Source organism: Pseudomonas atacamensis (assembly GCF_017167965.1).
Taxonomy (GTDB): domain Bacteria; phylum Pseudomonadota; class Gammaproteobacteria; order Pseudomonadales; family Pseudomonadaceae; genus Aquipseudomonas; species Aquipseudomonas atacamensis.
The window spans coordinates 3,563,274-3,580,097 of record NZ_CP070503.1 but is presented as its reverse complement, the minus strand read 5'-3'; the positions used below and the strand labels follow the sequence as shown (position 1 = coordinate 3,580,097).

Below are 16,824 nucleotides of genomic sequence, written 5' to 3'. Positions count from 1 at the left end.
GGACGCGGTGATACCCGGTTGCAAAATAGATGTCTGGTCGCCGCTGCGCCCTATATCCTCTGCGCCACACGTTTGGGCTGGAACAGGGACAGGGCAATGGCATTCAGGGTGATGGTCGTCGGTGGTTACGGCAATTTCGGCAGTATCGTTTGTCGGCATCTGGCGCAGATGCCAGAGGTTGAACTGCTGTTGTCGGGCCGCGATGCGCGCAAGTTGCAACGCAAGGTCGCTGAGCTGCAAGCGCAGTCGGGCCGAGCTTGGGAAGGCTGGTGCGGTGATGCGATGGGCGCGGATTTTCAAGCGGCGTTGCGAGAGTTGAATATTCAGTTGGTGGTGCACACCGGCGGGCCGTTTCAGGGGCAATCCTACGCAGTTGCTGAAAGCTGCATCGATGCCGGGGTCAATTACTGCGATCTGGCTGACTGCCGCACCTTCGTCAACGGCATCGATGTGCTCGACGCCCGCGCCAGGGAGGCGGGTGTGGCCGTGCTCAGCGGTTGCAGTTCGGTGCCGACCTTGTCTTCGGCGATCATCGATCAGCAGCGCTCACGTTTTGTGCGAATCGACTCGATCGAGCATGGCATTTCTTCCTCGGCAAAAATGCCGGGGCTGTCCACGGTCGAAGGCGTGCTCGCCTATGCCGGCAAACCGATCAGCCAGTTGAAGAACGGCCAGGTACACGAAGTGCTGGGCTGGCTCGATCTGACTTTGCGCACGATGCCGCAACTGGGCACGCGGGTGCTGGCCAATGTCGATGTGCCGGACATGGATATTTTCGCTCGCCGCTATGGCGCACAGACGCTGCGCTTCAAGGCTGGCGCCGGACTGAAAATCGGCGGTGTCGCCAATGCTTTGCTGGCGCAAGCCTTGCGCTTTGGTCTGGTGCGCGATCATGTGCGCTGGGCGGCGCGCCTGCATCGACTGGGAACGCGGTTCGAACGCTTCGGTGACGGCAAAAGCGCGATGTACATCGATGTTCAAGGCATCGGAGTTGACGACCAGCCGCTGAGCATGACCGCGCAACTCACCGCACTGAATGACAAAGGCCCGGAAATCCCCAGCTGCGCCGCCGTCGCTCTCGCAACCAAAATGGCTCGGGGTTATGTGCCGCAGGCCGGCGCGCGGCCGTGTGTTGGCGAAATCAGCGTCGATGAATATCTGGCGGCGATCAACGATCCGGCCAATCTGAGCCTTTCGGTTCAGTTCGCCGAAGGGCAGCGTTGAGATGCTCTATCTCTGCCTGAAGTACCTGCACGTCATTGCGGCGATTTTCCTCTTTGGTTTCGGCATGGGCTCCTACCTCTACCTGATCGCCGCCAGCCGCAGCGGCAACCCGCAAGTGATCGCCCATGTCGCACGAATGGTGGTGCGCTTTGATACGTGGATCACCACGCCGGCCGGGTTTGTGCAGGTTGTTACCGGCTATCTGCTGATGCGGCTCTCGGGGCTTTCGATGAGCACCGAATGGCTGCTGACTTCGCTGATCATTTTCTTCTGTATCGGCGCGTTGTGGCTGCCGGTGCTGGTATTGCAAAAGCGTTTGCAGAGCATGGCGCTGAGCGCGGGCGAAGGTAGCCTGCCTCTGGATGATCGCTACGCGAGCACGTACCGCTGGTGGTTCTGGATGGGCGTCGCCGGGTTCGCCGGAATGTTTGTCATCGTGCTGATGATGGTGACGAAGATGACGCCGCTGCAACTGATCGGGTCAGCCGTGGGCTTTTAGAAAACGGCTTTCGTGATCCGCAGTCGGCAGCAGACAAGTGTCGTACTTGCCGAACAGCCGATAGCGGTTCAGCGCGATGCGATCGTAAGCCCAGTCGCGCAGACGACGCGGGAAGATGCGCAGCAGTTTCAGCGGCTGCCAGCGCATTGGCAGTTGCCCGACCACTTCAAGGAATGCATCCGAGCGTTCCCAATAATTGCGGTCGCGGATCACCGCCATGGTGTCGAACTCGTCCAGCGGCAAACCGGCCCACGCCAGCAAGGCCTGGCCCTCGGGCGATTGCACGGTTGCCAGCCGCACATGGCGCTGACGGTCATACCGAATCAGAAAACGCGCCCAGCCGTTGCACAGTTTGCACACGCCGTCGAACAGCACCACGGTTTCGCCGGGCTGGAGCAATGGCGCGGAGGTGGGGCGGGTTTTCATGGCAGGCATCGGCGGATGTCCTTGGCGGCGGTTGTCGCGATCATAACCTTGATCACCGGACTATAAGAGTGGATCGCGCCGGTATTGCCCCGGCGATATTCCGTGCACGCGGCGGAATGCAGCGCCAAACGCCGCGTCGGACAGATAGCCCAGTGACGCGGCGACAGTGGCCACATTGTCCCGGCCATTGCGCAAGCGGAACGCGGCCACGCGCATCCGCCAGCGCATGGCGTACTCGACCGGCGCTACACCCATGCAAGTTTTGAATAACGCGGCGAAACCCGATCGCGACATGCAGGCCATCTCGGCCATTTGCGTCAGTCGCCAGGCCTTTTCCGGAGCAGCGTGAACGGCGCGCAACACGCCGGCAATCGCCGGTTCCCGCAGTCCGCCCAGCCAGGCCAGTTGTTCGGCATCCGCGCTGTTGATGTGATGGCGCAGCGCATGGATGAAGATCAGCCGCAGCAGGTCGTTGCACATCGCCTGCGAGCCGGCCTGATGTGACGGCCACTCGCGGCCCAGTTCATCAAGCAGCCAACCGAACGACGAGGCGCCTGCGGTTTCGGCATGAATGATCAGCGAGGTCGGCAGCACGTCGAGCAGTTCAGTTGCGCCGGGTCCCGACAGCGACACGCTGCCGCCCAGCAACTCGACTTCCTCGCCGACGCCAAAGGTCGCCGAGGCTTCGTCATGGGCGAAAACCTCCGCTGCATTCACCGCCTCGACGTCGGCGCCGCTGGCCAGAATGAACGGCGTGCGCGACACCACAAAACAGTCGCCGGCCTGCAACAGGCGCGCCGGCACGCCTTGCATGCGCAGCCAGCATTCGCCTCGTCGCACAACGTTGAATTTCAGTTCGATGGGTTGAAAGCGTAGCGCCCAGACACCGCCCGCTTGTAAGCGAACCGAGCAGGCTGCGCGCAGTTCCGAGAGTGCCAATACGGCAGAGAGTGGGTCGCCAGCAGGATTTTGGATGATCACGACAGAAACCTGGATTTATCAGAGTGGTTCGTCCCGAGAGCTTAGCCAAGAATGAAGGCCTTCGATAGCTCACTCAGGATTAAGGCTCATGGCTACGTTCCAACAACCTGTGCAATCATCGTTCAACGCCGCCAGCACAGCGGCTGAAGTCATGGCCGGCATCGATCTGCGCGGGCAACTCGCTGTGGTCACCGGCGGCTATTCCGGCCTCGGTCTGCTGACGGTAAAAAGCCTCGCGGCGGCAGGGGCGCAAATTATCGTGCCGGCCAGAGATACCGCGCGAGCTGAGGCTGCATTGGCTGGAGTGGACGGTGTCCGCGTGATGCCCATGGACCTCATGCAGGCCGAGTCGGTGGCGGCGTTCAGCCACAGCGTGGTCAGCGCGGGTCAGCCAGTGTCATTGCTGATCAACTGCGCAGGAATCATGGCCGCGCCGTTGCTGCGCGATGCCGATGGCCATGAAAGCCAGTTCGCGACCAACCATCTCGGTCATTACCGCCTGACCTGCGGCCTCTGGCCCGCGCTGGTCAAGGCTGGACAGGCGCGGGTGCTGTCGGTGTCCTCGCGCGGGCATCAGATTGCCGGGATGGACTTTGCCGACATCGATTTCCTGCAACGGCCGTATGACAAATGGGTCGCCTATGGCCAGTCGAAAACGGCCAATGCCTTGTTCGCGATTGCACTGGATCAGCGTGGGCGTAGCCATGGCGTCCGCGCATTCTCGTTGCATCCCGGGCAGATTCTGACGGATCTGGCACGGCACCTCAGCACAGCGGAACTTGCCGCATTCGACGCGCTGGATGAGCAGGGTCGGCCACGGCTCGATGCGCAGAATGGGCTGAAAACGCTGGAGCAGGGCGCCGCAACGGGGCTGTGGTGCGCGACCAGTGCATTGCTTGCGGATTTGGGCGGCGTGTATTGCGAAGACTGCAATCTTGCGCCGGTCAATGAACCGGAAGCAGGCCGCAAGGGTGTTGCGAAATGGGCGGCGGATGCTGAGCTGGCTGAGCGACTGTGGGCGGTTTCGGAGCTACGGACGGGGCTCACGGTCGCATAAATCGAGTCAAAGGCCAAAAGCCCCTCACCCTAACCCTCTCCCGGGGGGAGAGGGGACTGACCGAGGTGTTCAGTAGAAATTCGCCGACCTGAAATACCGGGACGAACTCAGGTTTTGAACAGCACCCAAATCGGCGCCCTCTCCCTCGGGAGAGGGCTGGGCGGGCCGCGTTCCGATGAGGGGCTGCCGCGCCGCCGGAATCAAGTCGACCCCAAAAAGTGCTCGTCACGCCCGTGCACCGCCTTCGCGCTTCACCCCAAGACAAAACATCTTTCGATAATCCGAAGGCGACGTCCCCAAGTGCGCCGCAAACTGCTGCCGCAACGACAGCGGCGTGCCAAACCCGGCTTCCCCGGCAATGCATTCAACCGGCAAATTCGTGTCTCCAGCAACGCGAAGATCGTCGCCGTGCACATGGACGCGATCAACCACATGTCGTTGACCCGTGACGAGCTGCGCAGCTATGTGCAAAAGCACGGCATCGAGAGCCGGGTGGACATCCCGTCGGACGGCGCTTCGCTGGAGTTTTGATCCGGCCCGGCCGCCTCTGAACGGGGCGGCTTTTCGATCCGGCCATCCAGCTGTTGCCCACATGAATATTCCCGCGCATCAGTTTGACGGCTCCCGACTCTGTGCCTACGGTTCTTTCACGCCTCCAGTCAATCGGCCGGTTTTCGGCACGTCGATCTCCGTGAAAGGATTCTGATCATGTCCCCACCTCGCAAGCTGCTGTTTTGTGCCCTGCCACTCTGTGTTGCACTGGGCGGCGTGATGCCGGCGCAGGCCGCGGCACCGGATTTGCTGCTGAGCACGCCGGCGACACCCGACGCTGTCGAAAAAGGCATGCACGCCGATGGCTATAGCCTGGCGATTTCGGCTTACAACTGGGGTTATCCGCTGGTGCGCATGGAACGGGTAGCGCGCGAGTACACCAGCGTTCCGAGTCCCAAGCCCGCCACCAGTTATCGCGCCGGTCTTAATCAGATCGGCTGGGCCACAGCCTTGGCCTCACCGTCGGCCAAGGACATGCCCACCGCCAACAACGACACCTATTACATGAGCGCCGTGCTCGACCTGACCGAGCCCTACGTACTCAGCGTGCCTGATACGCAGGACCGTTATTACGTGGTCGATGTGTTTAACATGTGGCAGGAACTGGAGCACTACGTCGGGCGGCGCACTACGGGCACCCAGGCCGGCAAGTTTGTGCTGGTGCCGCCGGGCTGGACAGGCGAGTTGCCCAAGGATGCCAAGCGCCTTGACGTTTCGACCGGAAAAATCTGGTTATGGGGCCGCATGCAGGTCAAGCAGGGCGAAGACGTTGCACCGATTCTGGCGTTGCAGAAGCAGTTCAGTGTCGCGCCCCTCAGCGGCAAGGCACCGGCTGCCGAGACCCTGCCGGCATTACCGCAGACGGACGATTCGCTGGGCTTCTTCACGGAACTGGCCGCGGCATTGAAGGATAACCCGGTGAAGCCGGCCGACGCGGCGTTGTTTGCCCAGTTCGCCCGTATCGGTCTGACCGACAAAGGCTTCTCGCCGGAAAAACTCGATCCGGCCACGCGCAAAGGCCTGGAAGAAGGTTTGAAGGTCGCGCCGTACGTGGCCATTGCCTCGCTGGCCAGCACTTCGTCGATCCGCAACGGCTGGAACTGGGTGACCGGTCTCGACAGCTTCGGCTACAACTACCCATTGCGCGCGATGGTCGCGGGGCCTTATCTCGGCGGCCAGGGTGAACGCGAAGCGATGTACCCGATCCGCTTCACCGATAGCAAGAATCAGCCGCTCACAGGGGCTCATCGCTACGAAATCAAGCTGGCCTCTGCGCCGCCGGTCGACGCCTTCTGGTCACTGACCATGTACAACGCCAACGACAAAATGCTCGTCGACAACCCGATCAACCGCTACAAGGTCGGCACCGATACCCAAGGCCTGAAGGTCGCCGCAGACGGCTCGATCACCATTCCGATCTCGCATGACAAGCCAACAGGCGAGCACGCAGCCAACTGGTTGCCGGCGCCCAAGGGCGGCTTTTATGTGCTGTTGCGCCTGTATCAGCCCAGGGAAGATGTGCTGTCCGATAAATGGAAGCTACCGCAGTTGAACCGGGTGGATTGAGCATCTGCCCGTTATCGCTAGCGGTGTCAGCCGCCCAGCTTCGCCCAGAATTCCTCCGCCGAAGGGCTGATCGGTGCCGTCGGGCGAGTCAGGTGGATTTCCAGTGGAATATCCCAACTTTCATCCAGTGCCCTGACCAGACGCCCGTCAGCCATTTCCTGTTCGGTCAGGCTTTTCGGCAGCCAGGCCACGCCTTTGCTTTCCAGCGCCATCGACATCAGCACTGCGGCCAAGTGGCTGCTGAACAGCGGTTTAAGGTGCAGATAATCAGCCTTGCCATGCAACCTGTGGGCGACGATTCGGCCCAGGCCCGATTCGTGGGTGTAGGCCAGATAGGGCAGGGTTTCAGGCGACGTGCCGAACTGTGCTGAAGCACTCGCCAGCGGCACAAGTACGTCCTCGCCAACCTTCTTGCCAATGAACTGATCCGGCGCCAGTAACGGCGGAACGTCGGGGTGGCGGTGGCACAGCAGGAACTGCACCTGGCCATGAATCAGCATCTGTTCGCACACGGCCATGCTGTCGGAATGCAGGCGAACCGCATCGATCGGCGCGCCACTTTCGGCGCTGCGCAACCAGCGTGGGAAGAAGGTGAATGACAGCGAATGAGTGGCGGCGAACTGCAAGGTTTTCGCCGCCATGCCAGCCACTTCCTGGGCCTCGGAGCGCATGCGGTAAAGGCGTCTGGCCGCTTCCTGGGCGCTGTGCAAAATCTGCCTGCCGGCCTCGGTCAACGTCGCGCCTTGCGGGGTGCGCACGAACAACTCGACACCCATCCAGGTCTCCAGCGAGCGCACTCGGCGACTGAACGCCGGCTGCGTCACATGGCGCGCTTCGGCGGCCCGGACAAAGCTGCCGTACTCGGCCAGTGCTGAAAAATCCTCAAGCCAAACCAGTTCCAAGGGCAATGCCTCCTGTGCATAGGGCGCGGCATTAATAGCATTGGGCGGGTGTCGTCGCAAAGCATAACGTTGGGTCACCACAACAAGAGGAACCCGTCATGCGTATCGTCGATATCCGTGAAAAAACCGTCTCCATTGCTTCCCCGATCGCCAATGCCTACATCGATTTTTCGAAGATGACCTGCTCGGTCGTCGCGGTCATTACCGACGTGATTCGCGACGGCAAACCGGTCATCGGTTACGGCTTCAACTCCAACGGTCGCTACGGCCAGGGCGCGTTGATGCGCGACCGTTTTCTGGCGCGGATCACTGAAGCCGACCCGGAAACCCTGATCGATCACGAGAACAATAACCTCGATCCGTTCGCCATCTGGAAAACCCTGATGACCAACGAAAAACCAGGCGGGCATGGCGAGCGTTCGGTAGCGGTCGGCACCATCGATATGGCGGTGTGGGATGCGGTGGCGAAGATCGAAGGCAAGCCGCTGTATCGCCTGCTTGCCGATCGTTATCGCAACGGCGTCGCCGATGACAAAGTCTGGGTTTACGCGGCGGGCGGTTATTACTACCCAGGCAAGGACCAGAGCAAGCTCAAGGCCGAAATGCAGAGCTATCTGGATCGTGGCTATGACGTGGTCAAGATGAAGATTGGCGCGGTGCCGCTGGACGAAGATATCCGCCGCATCGAAGCGGTGCTCGAAGTGGTGGGCGACGGCCAGCGCCTGGCGGTCGACGCCAACGGCCGCTTCGATCTGCAGACCGGTATCGCCTACGCCGAAGCGATCAAGAAGTACAACCTGTTCTGGTACGAAGAAGTCGGCGACCCGCTGGATTATGCGCTCCAGGCTGAGTTGGCCAATCACTACGAACTGCCGATGGCCACCGGCGAAAACCTGTTCTCTCACCAGGATGCCCGCAACCTGTTGCGCCACGGCGGCATGCGCCCTGACCGCGACTACCTGCAATTCGACTGCGCGCTGTCCTACGGTCTCGTCGAGTACATGCGCACGCTGAAAGTGATGGAAGAGCTGGGTTGGTCTTCGCGCCGCGTGGTGCCGCATGGTGGTCACCAGATGTCGTTGAACATCGCCGCCGGTCTGCACTTGGGCGGCAACGAATCGTACCCGGACGTGTTCCAGCCATTCGGCGGGTTTGCCGATGGCATTCGCGTGGAAAACGGCTACGTCGGGCTGCCGGATATCCCGGGTGTCGGCTTCGAAGCCAAATCTGCGCTGTATGCCGTCATGCGCGAACTGGGCGAGGGCTGATTCGGTTTCACCTGCGGCCTCGTTTTGCCGAGGCCGCAGCTTCAGGCGTCATCCTCGACGCCAAAGCCACATGCCCACCACAACAATAAAATGAGGTGCTTCCGTGGAAACTTCAAAATCACGCTGGTACAGCCAGCTCTATGTGCAAGTGCTGATCGGCATCGTCATCGGCGCTGCCATCGGATACTTCGTGCCCGACATCGGCGCCAAGCTGCAGCCGTTTGCCGACGGTTTCATCAAGCTGATCAAGATGCTCCTGGCGCCGATCATTTTCGGCACGGTGGTGGTCGGTATCGCCAAGATGGGCAGCATCAAGGAGGTCGGCCGCATCGGTGTGAAAGCGCTGATCTACTTCGAGATTCTTTCCACCATCGCTCTGGTGGTCGGCCTGATCGTAGTCAACGTGGTCAAGCCCGGCGCCGGCATGAACATCAACGCCGGTACCCTCGATGGCAGCGCTGTCAACAAATACAGCCAGGCGGCGAGCGAGCAGGGCGGCCTCGTCGAATTCTTCCTCAATATCATTCCGCACACCTTCCTCGGCGCTTTCTCCAATGGCGTCATGCTGCAAGTGATTCTGTTGTCGGTGCTGATGGGCGTCGCCTTGGTGCAAATGGGCGAAACCAGCAAACCGCTGATCAACACCATCGATCTGTTCCTGCAAGGTCTGTTCAAAATCGTCGCGATGGTCATGCGTCTGGCGCCGTTGGGCGCGGGGGCTGGCATGGCGTTCACTATCGGTAAATACGGCATCGGCACTCTGCTGTCGCTGGGGCAGTTGCTGGTCGCGCTGTACATCACCACGCTGATTTTCATCGTCGTTGTTTTGGGGGCGGTGGCGCGATGGTCGGGCATGCCGCTGATGCAGTTTCTGCGTTATTTCAAAGATGAAATCCTGATCACCCTGGGCACCTGTTCGACCGAAGCGGTGCTGCCGCGAATGATGGTCAAACTGGAAAAGCTCGGCTGCAAGAAATCCGTGGTCGGCATGGTCCTGCCGACGGGCTACACCTTCAACGCGGACGGCACCTGCATTTACCTGACCATGGCGGCGATCTTCATCGCCCAGGCGACCAACACGCCGCTGACCTTCATGGATCAGATGATCCTGCTCGGCGTGTTCCTGCTGACGTCCAAGGGCTCGGCCGGTGTGGCGGGAGCAGGGTTCGTGACCTTGGCGGCCACGCTCACCACCATTCACTCGATACCTCTGGTGGGCTTGGTGTTGCTGTTGGGCATCGACCGCTTCCTCAACGAGGCGCGAGCGGTGACCAACCTGATCGGCAACGGCATCGGCACCATCGCCATCGCCAAATGGGACAACTCCTTCGATGTCGAAGCGTGCGAGCGGGAAATCGCTGCCATGAAACACGCCAAGGCCGAACGTAAATCGTTGCTGGCGCATAAGTAATTCGCGACGTTTGCCGCTCGCCACGCTATGGAAGGGCACAGCACATCACGTCGACCGCTGAAGTCATCCCTCTGTTGGCGATCTGGATCGCTGACAGAGGTGCTGATCAGTACCGCGCGAGCTTGCCCGGTTGACACACCTGTCGTTCTCATGAAATATATAGTGCACTATACAATAGCGAACTATGAAATGAGCTCGAACCGAAATCAGGTGGGAACGCAGCTGTCTTTCTCCCTCTACGCCGCAGCCAACCGGGTCGTGCGTTTGCACAAGCCGTATCTGGAACCACTGGGCTTAACCTTTCCGCAGTATCTGGTGATCCTGCAGCTTCTGGATGGCGCGCCATTGTCTGTGGGCGAACTCGGCACTTACCTGGCCATGGACGCGGGAACCATAACGCCGCTACTCAAACGTCTGGAAGGCGCCGGATTGGTCACGCGCAAGCGCGATCCGGCAGACGAGCGCCGCGTGCTGATCGACCTGACGCCCGAAAGCCGGGCCATGGAAGACGACATCAGAGCCATCACCGGCAAGATCAAGACGGCCTGCCAGCTTGATGAGCAGGGGATTGAGGCGCTTCGTCTGACGCTGGATGCGCTTGCCCATCCGGCGGCTGACTGAGCCCACCAGTCCAAAAGCGCGCTCAACCGGGCGATAACACACGTAACAGAGAGGGTTTTGAAATGAACATCGGAATTATCGGCGCCGGCCACATCGGCGCAACACTGGCGCGCAAGCTGGCTGCGTGCGGTCATAAGATCAAACTGGCCAACTCGAAAGACCCGCAAAGCATTCAGGCACTCGCTGAAGAAGTCGGTGCCAAGGCTGTCACCAAAGAGCAGGCTGTGTCCGATGTCGATGTGATCATCCTGTCGATTCCCTTCGCCCGATACCCTGATTTGAAGCAGACGCTGAGCCAGGTTCCCGAGCAAGTCGTGGTCATCGATACTTCCAATTACTACCCGCAGCGTGATGGGGCGATCAAGGAAGTGGACGAGGGCAAGCCTGAAAGCGTCTGGGTCAGCGAGCAGATCGGCCGCCCGCTGATCAAAGCGTGGAATGCCGTACTCGCCGCTACGCTGGCCGATCAAGGTCAACCTGCCGAATCCGCAACTCGCATCGCCTTGCCAGTCGCCGGCGATGATGTGCGTGCCGAGGCGATCGCTCAGGATCTGGTCGAAGAAACCGGATTCACCGCGCTCGCTGCGGGCAGCCTTCAGCAGTCATGGCGTCAACAACCCGGGACCCCGGCTTACTGCACCGAACTGACCTTGCCGGAACTGAAGCAGGCGCTCGAAGCTGCGGACAAGGCCCGCGCGCCGCTGAACCGCGATGCCTTGATGGCCCGATTCATGGCGCCCGGCACTGAGTTCACCCGCGAGCAGATGGTTGCGATCAATCGGGAAATGACCGCCTGATTAGAAATGAGCGGCTTGGCGTTCATGCGATGGCGATAGCGTGGTCATCTCACACCCCCACAACTGCAAAAACGGCTCGCTGACAGTGGCCGGCCCAACCCATCGGCTGACCAGTTCGCACTCGCCATCCATGCATAACTGGTAATCGCCGGCCTGCGGGGTTCGGCCCAATTGCAGTGGTTGCAGCGGCGGCAAGTGGCGTCGGAAATGCCAACTGCCGTTCTCCAGCCGGGCATCGTCGGGTATCTCCATGCCAGCGCCGTTGCCGCGAACCCTGGCCCGCTCAAGAACCAGCCCTTGGGCCGTGACGCGGTAGTCTTCCTCCCAGCGGATCTTTTCGATGCTGTGGTTCCATGCCAGGGTGAAGTTCGCTACCGGCAACTGTGCCCAGATACTGCCGGCCAGACCCAGGCACAAGCCGATCATGCATTGGCCGTTGCTGCGCGCCGCGAGCGCCAGACGTGTTGCACGATTACCAGAATCCCGAGTGCGAAGCCGATTTCATCGGTCACCGGCAGTGCCACGATCAGCAGGGCGCCGGCGCCGAGACTGAGCACCCGTTCCCAGATCAGCATTTTCTGTTGCAGAAAACCGGTAGACGCCATGCCCCAGAGACCAACCGCCAGAAGAGTCTTGATCAGCATGTAGGCAGTTGCCCACAAGTTGTCGCCTTGCAGCATCAGCGCCGGGTTGTAGACCGCCATGAACGGGATGACGAAACCGGCCAGCGCAATGCGCACGGCCCACAGGCTGATCTTGAAGCCGCTTTCCTTGGCGATCGGCGCGGCGGCAAAACAGGCGAGGGCGACCGGCGGGGTCAGGTCGGCGAGGATGCCGAAGTAGAACACGAACATGTGCGACACGATCAGTGGCACGCCCAGCTCCAGCAGGGCGGGCGCGGCGATCGAGCTGGTGATGATGTAGTTGGGAATGGTCGGAATGCCCATCCCCAGCACCAGGCAGGTAATCATCGTCAGGATCAGCGACAGCAGCAGGTTGTCGCGGCCGATGGCGAGGATGTAGCCGGCAAACGTCGAAGCGACGCCGGTGAGCGAAACGATGCCGATAATGACGCCGACCAGTGCGCAGGCGATGCCCACCGGTACCGCGTGGCGGGCGCCCTCGACCAGCGCGTGCAGGCAGATCAGCAGCGTTTCGCGACCGCCCTTGATGAAAGCGCAGACCAGCACCAGGACGGCAATGACCGCGAAAATCACCGCGATGCCGAGCTGGAAAAAACCTGTGCAGAGCACGCCCAGGGCAATCCAGAACGCACAGCGCAGGCCAAAGCTGTGCACCCGGAAAATGATCGCCGAGCCAAGAATCACGATGGCAGTCAATGCCAGGCCGACCATGCCCGAGAACAGCGGTGTGCGCCCGGAAAACAGCAGGTAAACCAGGACCAGCAGAGGAATCAGCAAATACCAGCGGGCTTTCACCGCGCCCCAAGCGCTGGGGCATTGGTCTTTGGGCAAGCCCTTGAGGTTGGAGCGCTTGGCTTCCAGATGGACCATCCAGAATACCGAACCGAAATACAGCAGGGCCGGAATCAGCGCCGCCTTGGCGATTTCGACGAAGGGCACATTGATGGTTTCAGCCATGATGAAGGCAACCGCGCCCATCACTGGAGGCATGATCTGGCTGCCCATGCTGGAGGTGGCTTCCACGCCGCCGGCGAACGCGGCGCGATAGCCAAAGCGCTTCATCAGCGGAATGGTGAATTGGCCGGTGGTCACGACGTTGGCGATCCCGGAGCCGGTAATTGTCCCCATCAACGCCGACGAGGCCACGGCCACTTTTGCCGGGCCTCCCAGCTTGTGCCCGAACAAGCCCATGGCGAAGTCGGTAAACAGCTTGATCATGCCGGCCTGCTCAAGGAATGCGCCAAACAGGATGAACAGGAAAATGTAGGTCGCCGACACATAAGTCGGCGTGCCGTACAGCCCTTCGGTGCCGAACGACAGCTGATTGATGATCTGGTCGAAACCGTAGCCGCGATGGGCCAGTTCGCCGGGCAGGTATTCCCCGAACAGACCGTACGCCAGGAACAGCCCGCAAATCACCGGCAGCGCGATGCCCATGACCCGTCGCGCGGCTTCGAAGACCAGAGCAATCAATACGATGCCGATCATCAGGTCGGCCGAGGTGAGGTCACCGGAGCGCTGGATCAGATCGGCCTCGAACACCCATTGATACAGCGCGGTAGCGATGGCGGCCAGGCTCAGCAGCCAGGCCAGCGGTTGCCACGGACGGTCTGTGCCGTGTGCCGGATAACTGAGAAACACCACCCACAGCAGGAAACCGACGTGCACCGCACGCAGCACCTGGCTGGAGAGAGGAGAGAAGGCTGCGGTGACGATCTGGAAAATCGAGAACAGCAACGCTACGTAAAACAGGGTTTTCGGCCAGTCCCGTGGGTTCGCGGAAATACCGTGATGCTCGTCACTCATTGGCTGCCTTCCTCATGACCACGCAAAGGAATCGACGCTGCAGTGGCCGTCACGCCACTGCGCACAAGCGCTTATAAAGCGCCTTTTTCCTTGTAGTAGCGCTCGGCCCCGGGGTGCAGCGCGATCGGCAGGTTTTTCGCAGCCGCTTCCAGCTTGATGTCCTTGGCCGCCGAATGGGAGTTACCCAAGCGCCCCAGGTTGTCGAACAGCAGGCGGGTCATGTCATAGACGACGTCATCCGGCAGGTCGGCGCGGGTCACCAGAATATTGGTGATTGCCACGGTAGGCACGGCTTCGGCCTGTCCGTCGTAGGTGTTGGCCGGGATCATTGCGCTCTGGTAGGCCGGATTGCCGATTTTTGCCACCACTTCACTCGGGATCGCCACGTAGTTCAGCGGCATCACCGACGACAGGTCGCGAATGGCGGCCATGCCCAGTCCCGACGATTGCAGGGTGGCGTCCAGTTGCCGGTTCTTGATCAATTCCACCGATTCGGCAAACGGCAGATATTGCACCTTGCCCATGTCCTCGTAGGTCAGGCCGGCCGCTTTGAATATCGCCCGCGCATTCAATTCAGTCCCGGATTTTGGGGCGCCCACCGAGATGGTCTTGCCCTTTAGATCGGCGAGGGTTTTGATCCCCGACTCTTTGCTGGCGACGATTTGAATGTAATTGGGATAGGCACCGCCCAAGGCGCGCAATTTGGTCAGTGGGGCTTTGAAACCGGCGTCCTCCACGCCGTTTTTGGCGTCGGCCACTGAGTCGCCCAAAGCCAGGGCCAATTCGCCGCGACCGGCCTGTAGCAGGTTGAGGTTTTCTACCGACGCTTTGGTGGCCTGCACCGATGTCTTCGAGCCGGCAATACCGTCGCTGTAGATTTGCGACAGACCGACCCCGATCGGGTAGTAAACCCCACTGGTTCCGCCGGTGAGGATATTGATGAACACGGGCGCGGCCTGCGCGGCACTGCTAAGGGTCAGCGTGGCGGCGGCCAGCAGGGCAAAGCGTGTTTTGACTCGCATGGGGGCACTTCTCCGTCTTGTTATGGTTTTAAGCAGAGTGATTGCACTCTAGCCGGTCCCGGCTGAACGTGATCGTCACGACGTCAGTTCATCCCCAGCCAGTTCGGCAGCACCAGTGAGATCCATGGCACGTAAGTAATCAGGATCAGGAACAGCAGCAGAATCGACAACCAGGGCATCGCGGCTTTGACTGTGGCGGGCAAGGACATGCCGGTCACCGCCGAGGTCACGAACAGGTTCAGGCCCACCGGTGGCGTGATCAGGCCGATCTCAAGGTTGACCACCATGATGATGCCGAGGTGAATCGGATCGATGCCCAGTTTCATCGCGATGGGAAAGAGGATGGGCGCCAGGATCAGGATGATCGCTGACGGTTCCATGAACGCGCCGGCAATCAACAGCACAATGTTGACCATCAGCAGAAACGTCACCGGCGTCAGCCCGGCTTCGATCACCCAGGCAGTGATTTGTTGAGGTAACTGCTCGGTGGTCAGCACGTGGGCGAACAGCATGGCGTTGGCAATGATGAACATCAGCATGATGCTCAGTTTGGCCGAGTCGAGCAGAACTTTAGGGGTCTCGCGAATGGTCAGATCCTTGTAGACGAACAAGGCGATGAAGGCCGAATAGACGGCTGCCACTGCGGCAGCTTCGGTCGGGGTGAACATGCCCGAATAGATGCCGCCGAGGATGATCACCATCAGCAACAGGCCCCATATTGCTTTGCGTGCCGTACTCAGAAACTCGCGAAGCGTCGCGCGCGGCAAGGCGGGGAGATTTTTCTTCACCGCGACGATGTAGATTGCCACCATCAATGCGGTGCCCAGCAGCAGACCGGGCACCACGCCGGCCATGAACAGCTTGCCCACCGAGGTTTCTGTAGCGGCGGCGTAAACCACCATCACAATCGACGGCGGGATAAGGATACCCAGCGTACCGGCGTTGCAGATGATCCCTGCGCCGAACGCCTGCGGGTAGCCGGAACGGACCATCCCGGCAATCGCAATCGAGCCCACCGCAGCGACCGTGGCGGGGCTTGAACCGGAGAGGGCGGCGAACAGCATGCAGGCCAGCACCGCCGCGATGGCCAGGCCGCCGCGAATATGCCCGACACAGGCGTTGGCGAAGTCGATCAGCCGGCGGGCGACGCCGCCAGTGGTCATGAAGGCCCCGGCCAGCAGGAAAAACGGAATGGCCAGCAGCGTGTAGTGTTCCGAGGTCTCGAACAGTTTGATCGCCAGCGAGCGCACCGAGTCGGGACTGAAGAAAATGATCGTCAAGGAGCCGGCCAGCCCCAGCGAGATGGCGATCGGCACGCCGATGAACATCAAGGCGAACAGGGCCACGAACAGGAAGGCGATGGTCATGGCTTGTCATCCTCGTGTTCGGCAAGTTTCAGCGCGTCGGCCGCTTCATCGGCCAGGCCGAGGCCGGTCTGACGGTTGAGCAGGATACGCAGGAGAATTTCAGCGAAGCGGATGAACACCAGCGCGAAGCCCAGCGGCACGATCAACCCGATATGCCACTGCATGACGCCGAAATGGCCGAGATCCTCGGCGCCGATACCGGCGTTCATCAAGGTTTCGATCCATTCGAAGCTGGCGACGGCGAGCAGCCCCGCGTAGGCCAGACAGCACAGGCAGGCGAGGATGCCGATGTAACGCTGTACCGATCTGCGCGCCAGTTTGACCAGTGCGTCGACACCGATATGCCCGGCGGTGCGCACGCCATAGGCCAGGCCGAAAAAAATCAGCCAGCCGAACAGCGCTTTGGTCAGGGCGGTGCTCCAGGTCATGGCCTGTGCCATGCCCATGATCTGATCGCCAACAGCGAACAGCGGAACACTGGCCGCCGGCCAATGATCGGCGAGCCAATAAAACAGGCTGTAGAAGTTATTGAGGATCACGTAGACAAACGTGACGAGGGTCATGGCCGCCAGAAGGAAGACGATGAAGCCTTCCTCGAAGTGTTCCCAGATTCGCCGAAGCGCTTTCATGGATGGCATCTCACGTCGAGTGAAGACGGGCAGGCGCCGACGCAGCGGCGCC

16 protein-coding genes and 1 pseudogene are annotated in these 16,824 nt (G+C 60.8%); 8 read left to right on the top strand and 9 right to left on the bottom strand.

The genetic code is table 11. The features are described from left to right. The first annotated feature begins 96 nt into the window (after positions 1-96). A complete protein-coding gene (locus tag JWU58_RS16130; protein ID WP_206420529.1) occupies positions 97-1,224 on the top strand; it encodes a saccharopine dehydrogenase family protein in 1,128 nt (375 codons plus the stop codon). A 1-nt stretch (position 1,225) separates the two neighbouring features. Further along, a complete protein-coding gene (locus tag JWU58_RS16125; protein ID WP_125915993.1) occupies positions 1,226-1,723 on the top strand; it encodes a DUF2269 family protein in 498 nt (165 codons plus the stop codon). Here the strand turns inward: JWU58_RS16125 and JWU58_RS16120 are convergent. Further along, on the bottom strand, positions 1,706-2,158 hold the full coding sequence (locus tag JWU58_RS16120) for a thiol-disulfide oxidoreductase DCC family protein (protein ID WP_206420528.1): 453 nt from the start codon (positions 2,156-2,158) through the stop codon (positions 1,706-1,708). The genes JWU58_RS16125 and JWU58_RS16120 overlap by 18 nt on opposite strands. 51 nt (positions 2,159-2,209) lie before the next feature. Then, positions 2,210-3,130 carry an AraC family transcriptional regulator gene (locus JWU58_RS16115; protein WP_241196130.1) on the bottom strand — a complete coding sequence of 307 codons (921 nt, stop codon included), beginning with the start codon at positions 3,128-3,130 and terminating at the stop codon, positions 2,210-2,212. Between the two features lie 88 nt (positions 3,131-3,218). Between JWU58_RS16115 and JWU58_RS16110 the strand changes: the two genes are divergently transcribed. Then, positions 3,219-4,187, top strand: a complete 969-nt coding sequence (locus JWU58_RS16110; RefSeq protein WP_206420527.1) for an oxidoreductase — start codon at positions 3,219-3,221, stop codon at positions 4,185-4,187. Positions 4,188-4,412: 225 nt separating this feature from the next. Here JWU58_RS16110 and JWU58_RS27325 read toward each other — a convergent pair. Further along, positions 4,413-4,568 (bottom strand): annotated as a pseudogene (locus JWU58_RS27325) (GlxA family transcriptional regulator); the annotation flags it as partial. Positions 4,569-4,895: 327 nt separating this feature from the next. On the opposite strand from JWU58_RS27325, the gene JWU58_RS16100 reads away from it, so the two are divergent. Further along, positions 4,896-6,305, top strand: coding sequence for a DUF1254 domain-containing protein (locus tag JWU58_RS16100; protein ID WP_206420526.1), 1,410 nt, complete (start codon positions 4,896-4,898; stop codon positions 6,303-6,305). 26 nt (positions 6,306-6,331) lie between these two features. Here the strand turns inward: JWU58_RS16100 and JWU58_RS16095 are convergent, their stop codons facing one another. Next, the gene (locus JWU58_RS16095) at positions 6,332-7,207 is read right to left on the bottom strand and encodes a LysR family transcriptional regulator (protein ID WP_206420525.1); all 876 of its coding nucleotides are present in this window, start codon (positions 7,205-7,207) and stop codon (positions 6,332-6,334) included. A 98-nt stretch (positions 7,208-7,305) separates the two neighbouring features. On the opposite strand from JWU58_RS16095, the gene JWU58_RS16090 reads away from it, so the two are divergent. The 4 genes from JWU58_RS16090 (at position 7,306) to JWU58_RS16075 (ending at position 11,304) form a co-directional block, all read left to right on the top strand. After that, positions 7,306-8,475 (top strand): mandelate racemase/muconate lactonizing enzyme family protein, encoded by a 1,170-nt coding sequence (locus JWU58_RS16090; RefSeq protein ID WP_024012582.1) that lies wholly within the window; start codon positions 7,306-7,308, stop codon positions 8,473-8,475. Between the two features lie 103 nt (positions 8,476-8,578). After that, a complete protein-coding gene (dctA, locus tag JWU58_RS16085; protein ID WP_125926098.1) occupies positions 8,579-9,886 on the top strand; it encodes a C4-dicarboxylate transporter DctA in 1,308 nt (435 codons plus the stop codon). A 189-nt stretch (positions 9,887-10,075) separates the two neighbouring features. Beyond that, complete coding sequence (locus JWU58_RS16080; RefSeq protein WP_206420524.1) at positions 10,076-10,507, top strand: MarR family winged helix-turn-helix transcriptional regulator; 432 nt, start codon at positions 10,076-10,078, stop codon at positions 10,505-10,507. 62 nt (positions 10,508-10,569) lie between these two features. Beyond that, a complete protein-coding gene (locus JWU58_RS16075) occupies positions 10,570-11,304 on the top strand; it encodes an NADPH-dependent F420 reductase (protein WP_206420523.1) in 735 nt (244 codons plus the stop codon). On the opposite strand, the gene JWU58_RS16070 is transcribed toward JWU58_RS16075, so the two are convergent. From JWU58_RS16070 to JWU58_RS16050, 5 genes are all read right to left on the bottom strand, one after another. Further along, positions 11,305-11,730 (bottom strand): DUF1850 domain-containing protein, encoded by a 426-nt coding sequence (locus JWU58_RS16070; RefSeq protein WP_206420522.1) that lies wholly within the window; start codon positions 11,728-11,730, stop codon positions 11,305-11,307. Next, positions 11,727-13,754, bottom strand: a complete 2,028-nt coding sequence (locus JWU58_RS16065; RefSeq protein WP_206420521.1) for a TRAP transporter permease — start codon at positions 13,752-13,754, stop codon at positions 11,727-11,729. The genes JWU58_RS16070 and JWU58_RS16065 overlap by 4 nt, the downstream gene beginning before the upstream one ends. A gap of 71 nt (positions 13,755-13,825) precedes the next feature. Continuing rightward, complete coding sequence (locus tag JWU58_RS16060; RefSeq protein WP_024012586.1) at positions 13,826-14,776, bottom strand: TAXI family TRAP transporter solute-binding subunit; 951 nt, start codon at positions 14,774-14,776, stop codon at positions 13,826-13,828. An 83-nt stretch (positions 14,777-14,859) separates the two neighbouring features. Beyond that, positions 14,860-16,143 carry a C4-dicarboxylate TRAP transporter large permease protein DctM gene (gene dctM / locus JWU58_RS16055; RefSeq protein ID WP_206420520.1) on the bottom strand — a complete coding sequence of 428 codons (1,284 nt, stop codon included), beginning with the start codon at positions 16,141-16,143 and terminating at the stop codon, positions 14,860-14,862. Beyond that, positions 16,140-16,772, bottom strand: coding sequence for a TRAP transporter small permease (locus tag JWU58_RS16050; protein ID WP_024012587.1), 633 nt, complete (start codon positions 16,770-16,772; stop codon positions 16,140-16,142). Before JWU58_RS16050 ends, dctM begins: the two co-directional genes overlap by 4 nt. Positions 16,773-16,824 lie beyond the last annotated feature (52 nt).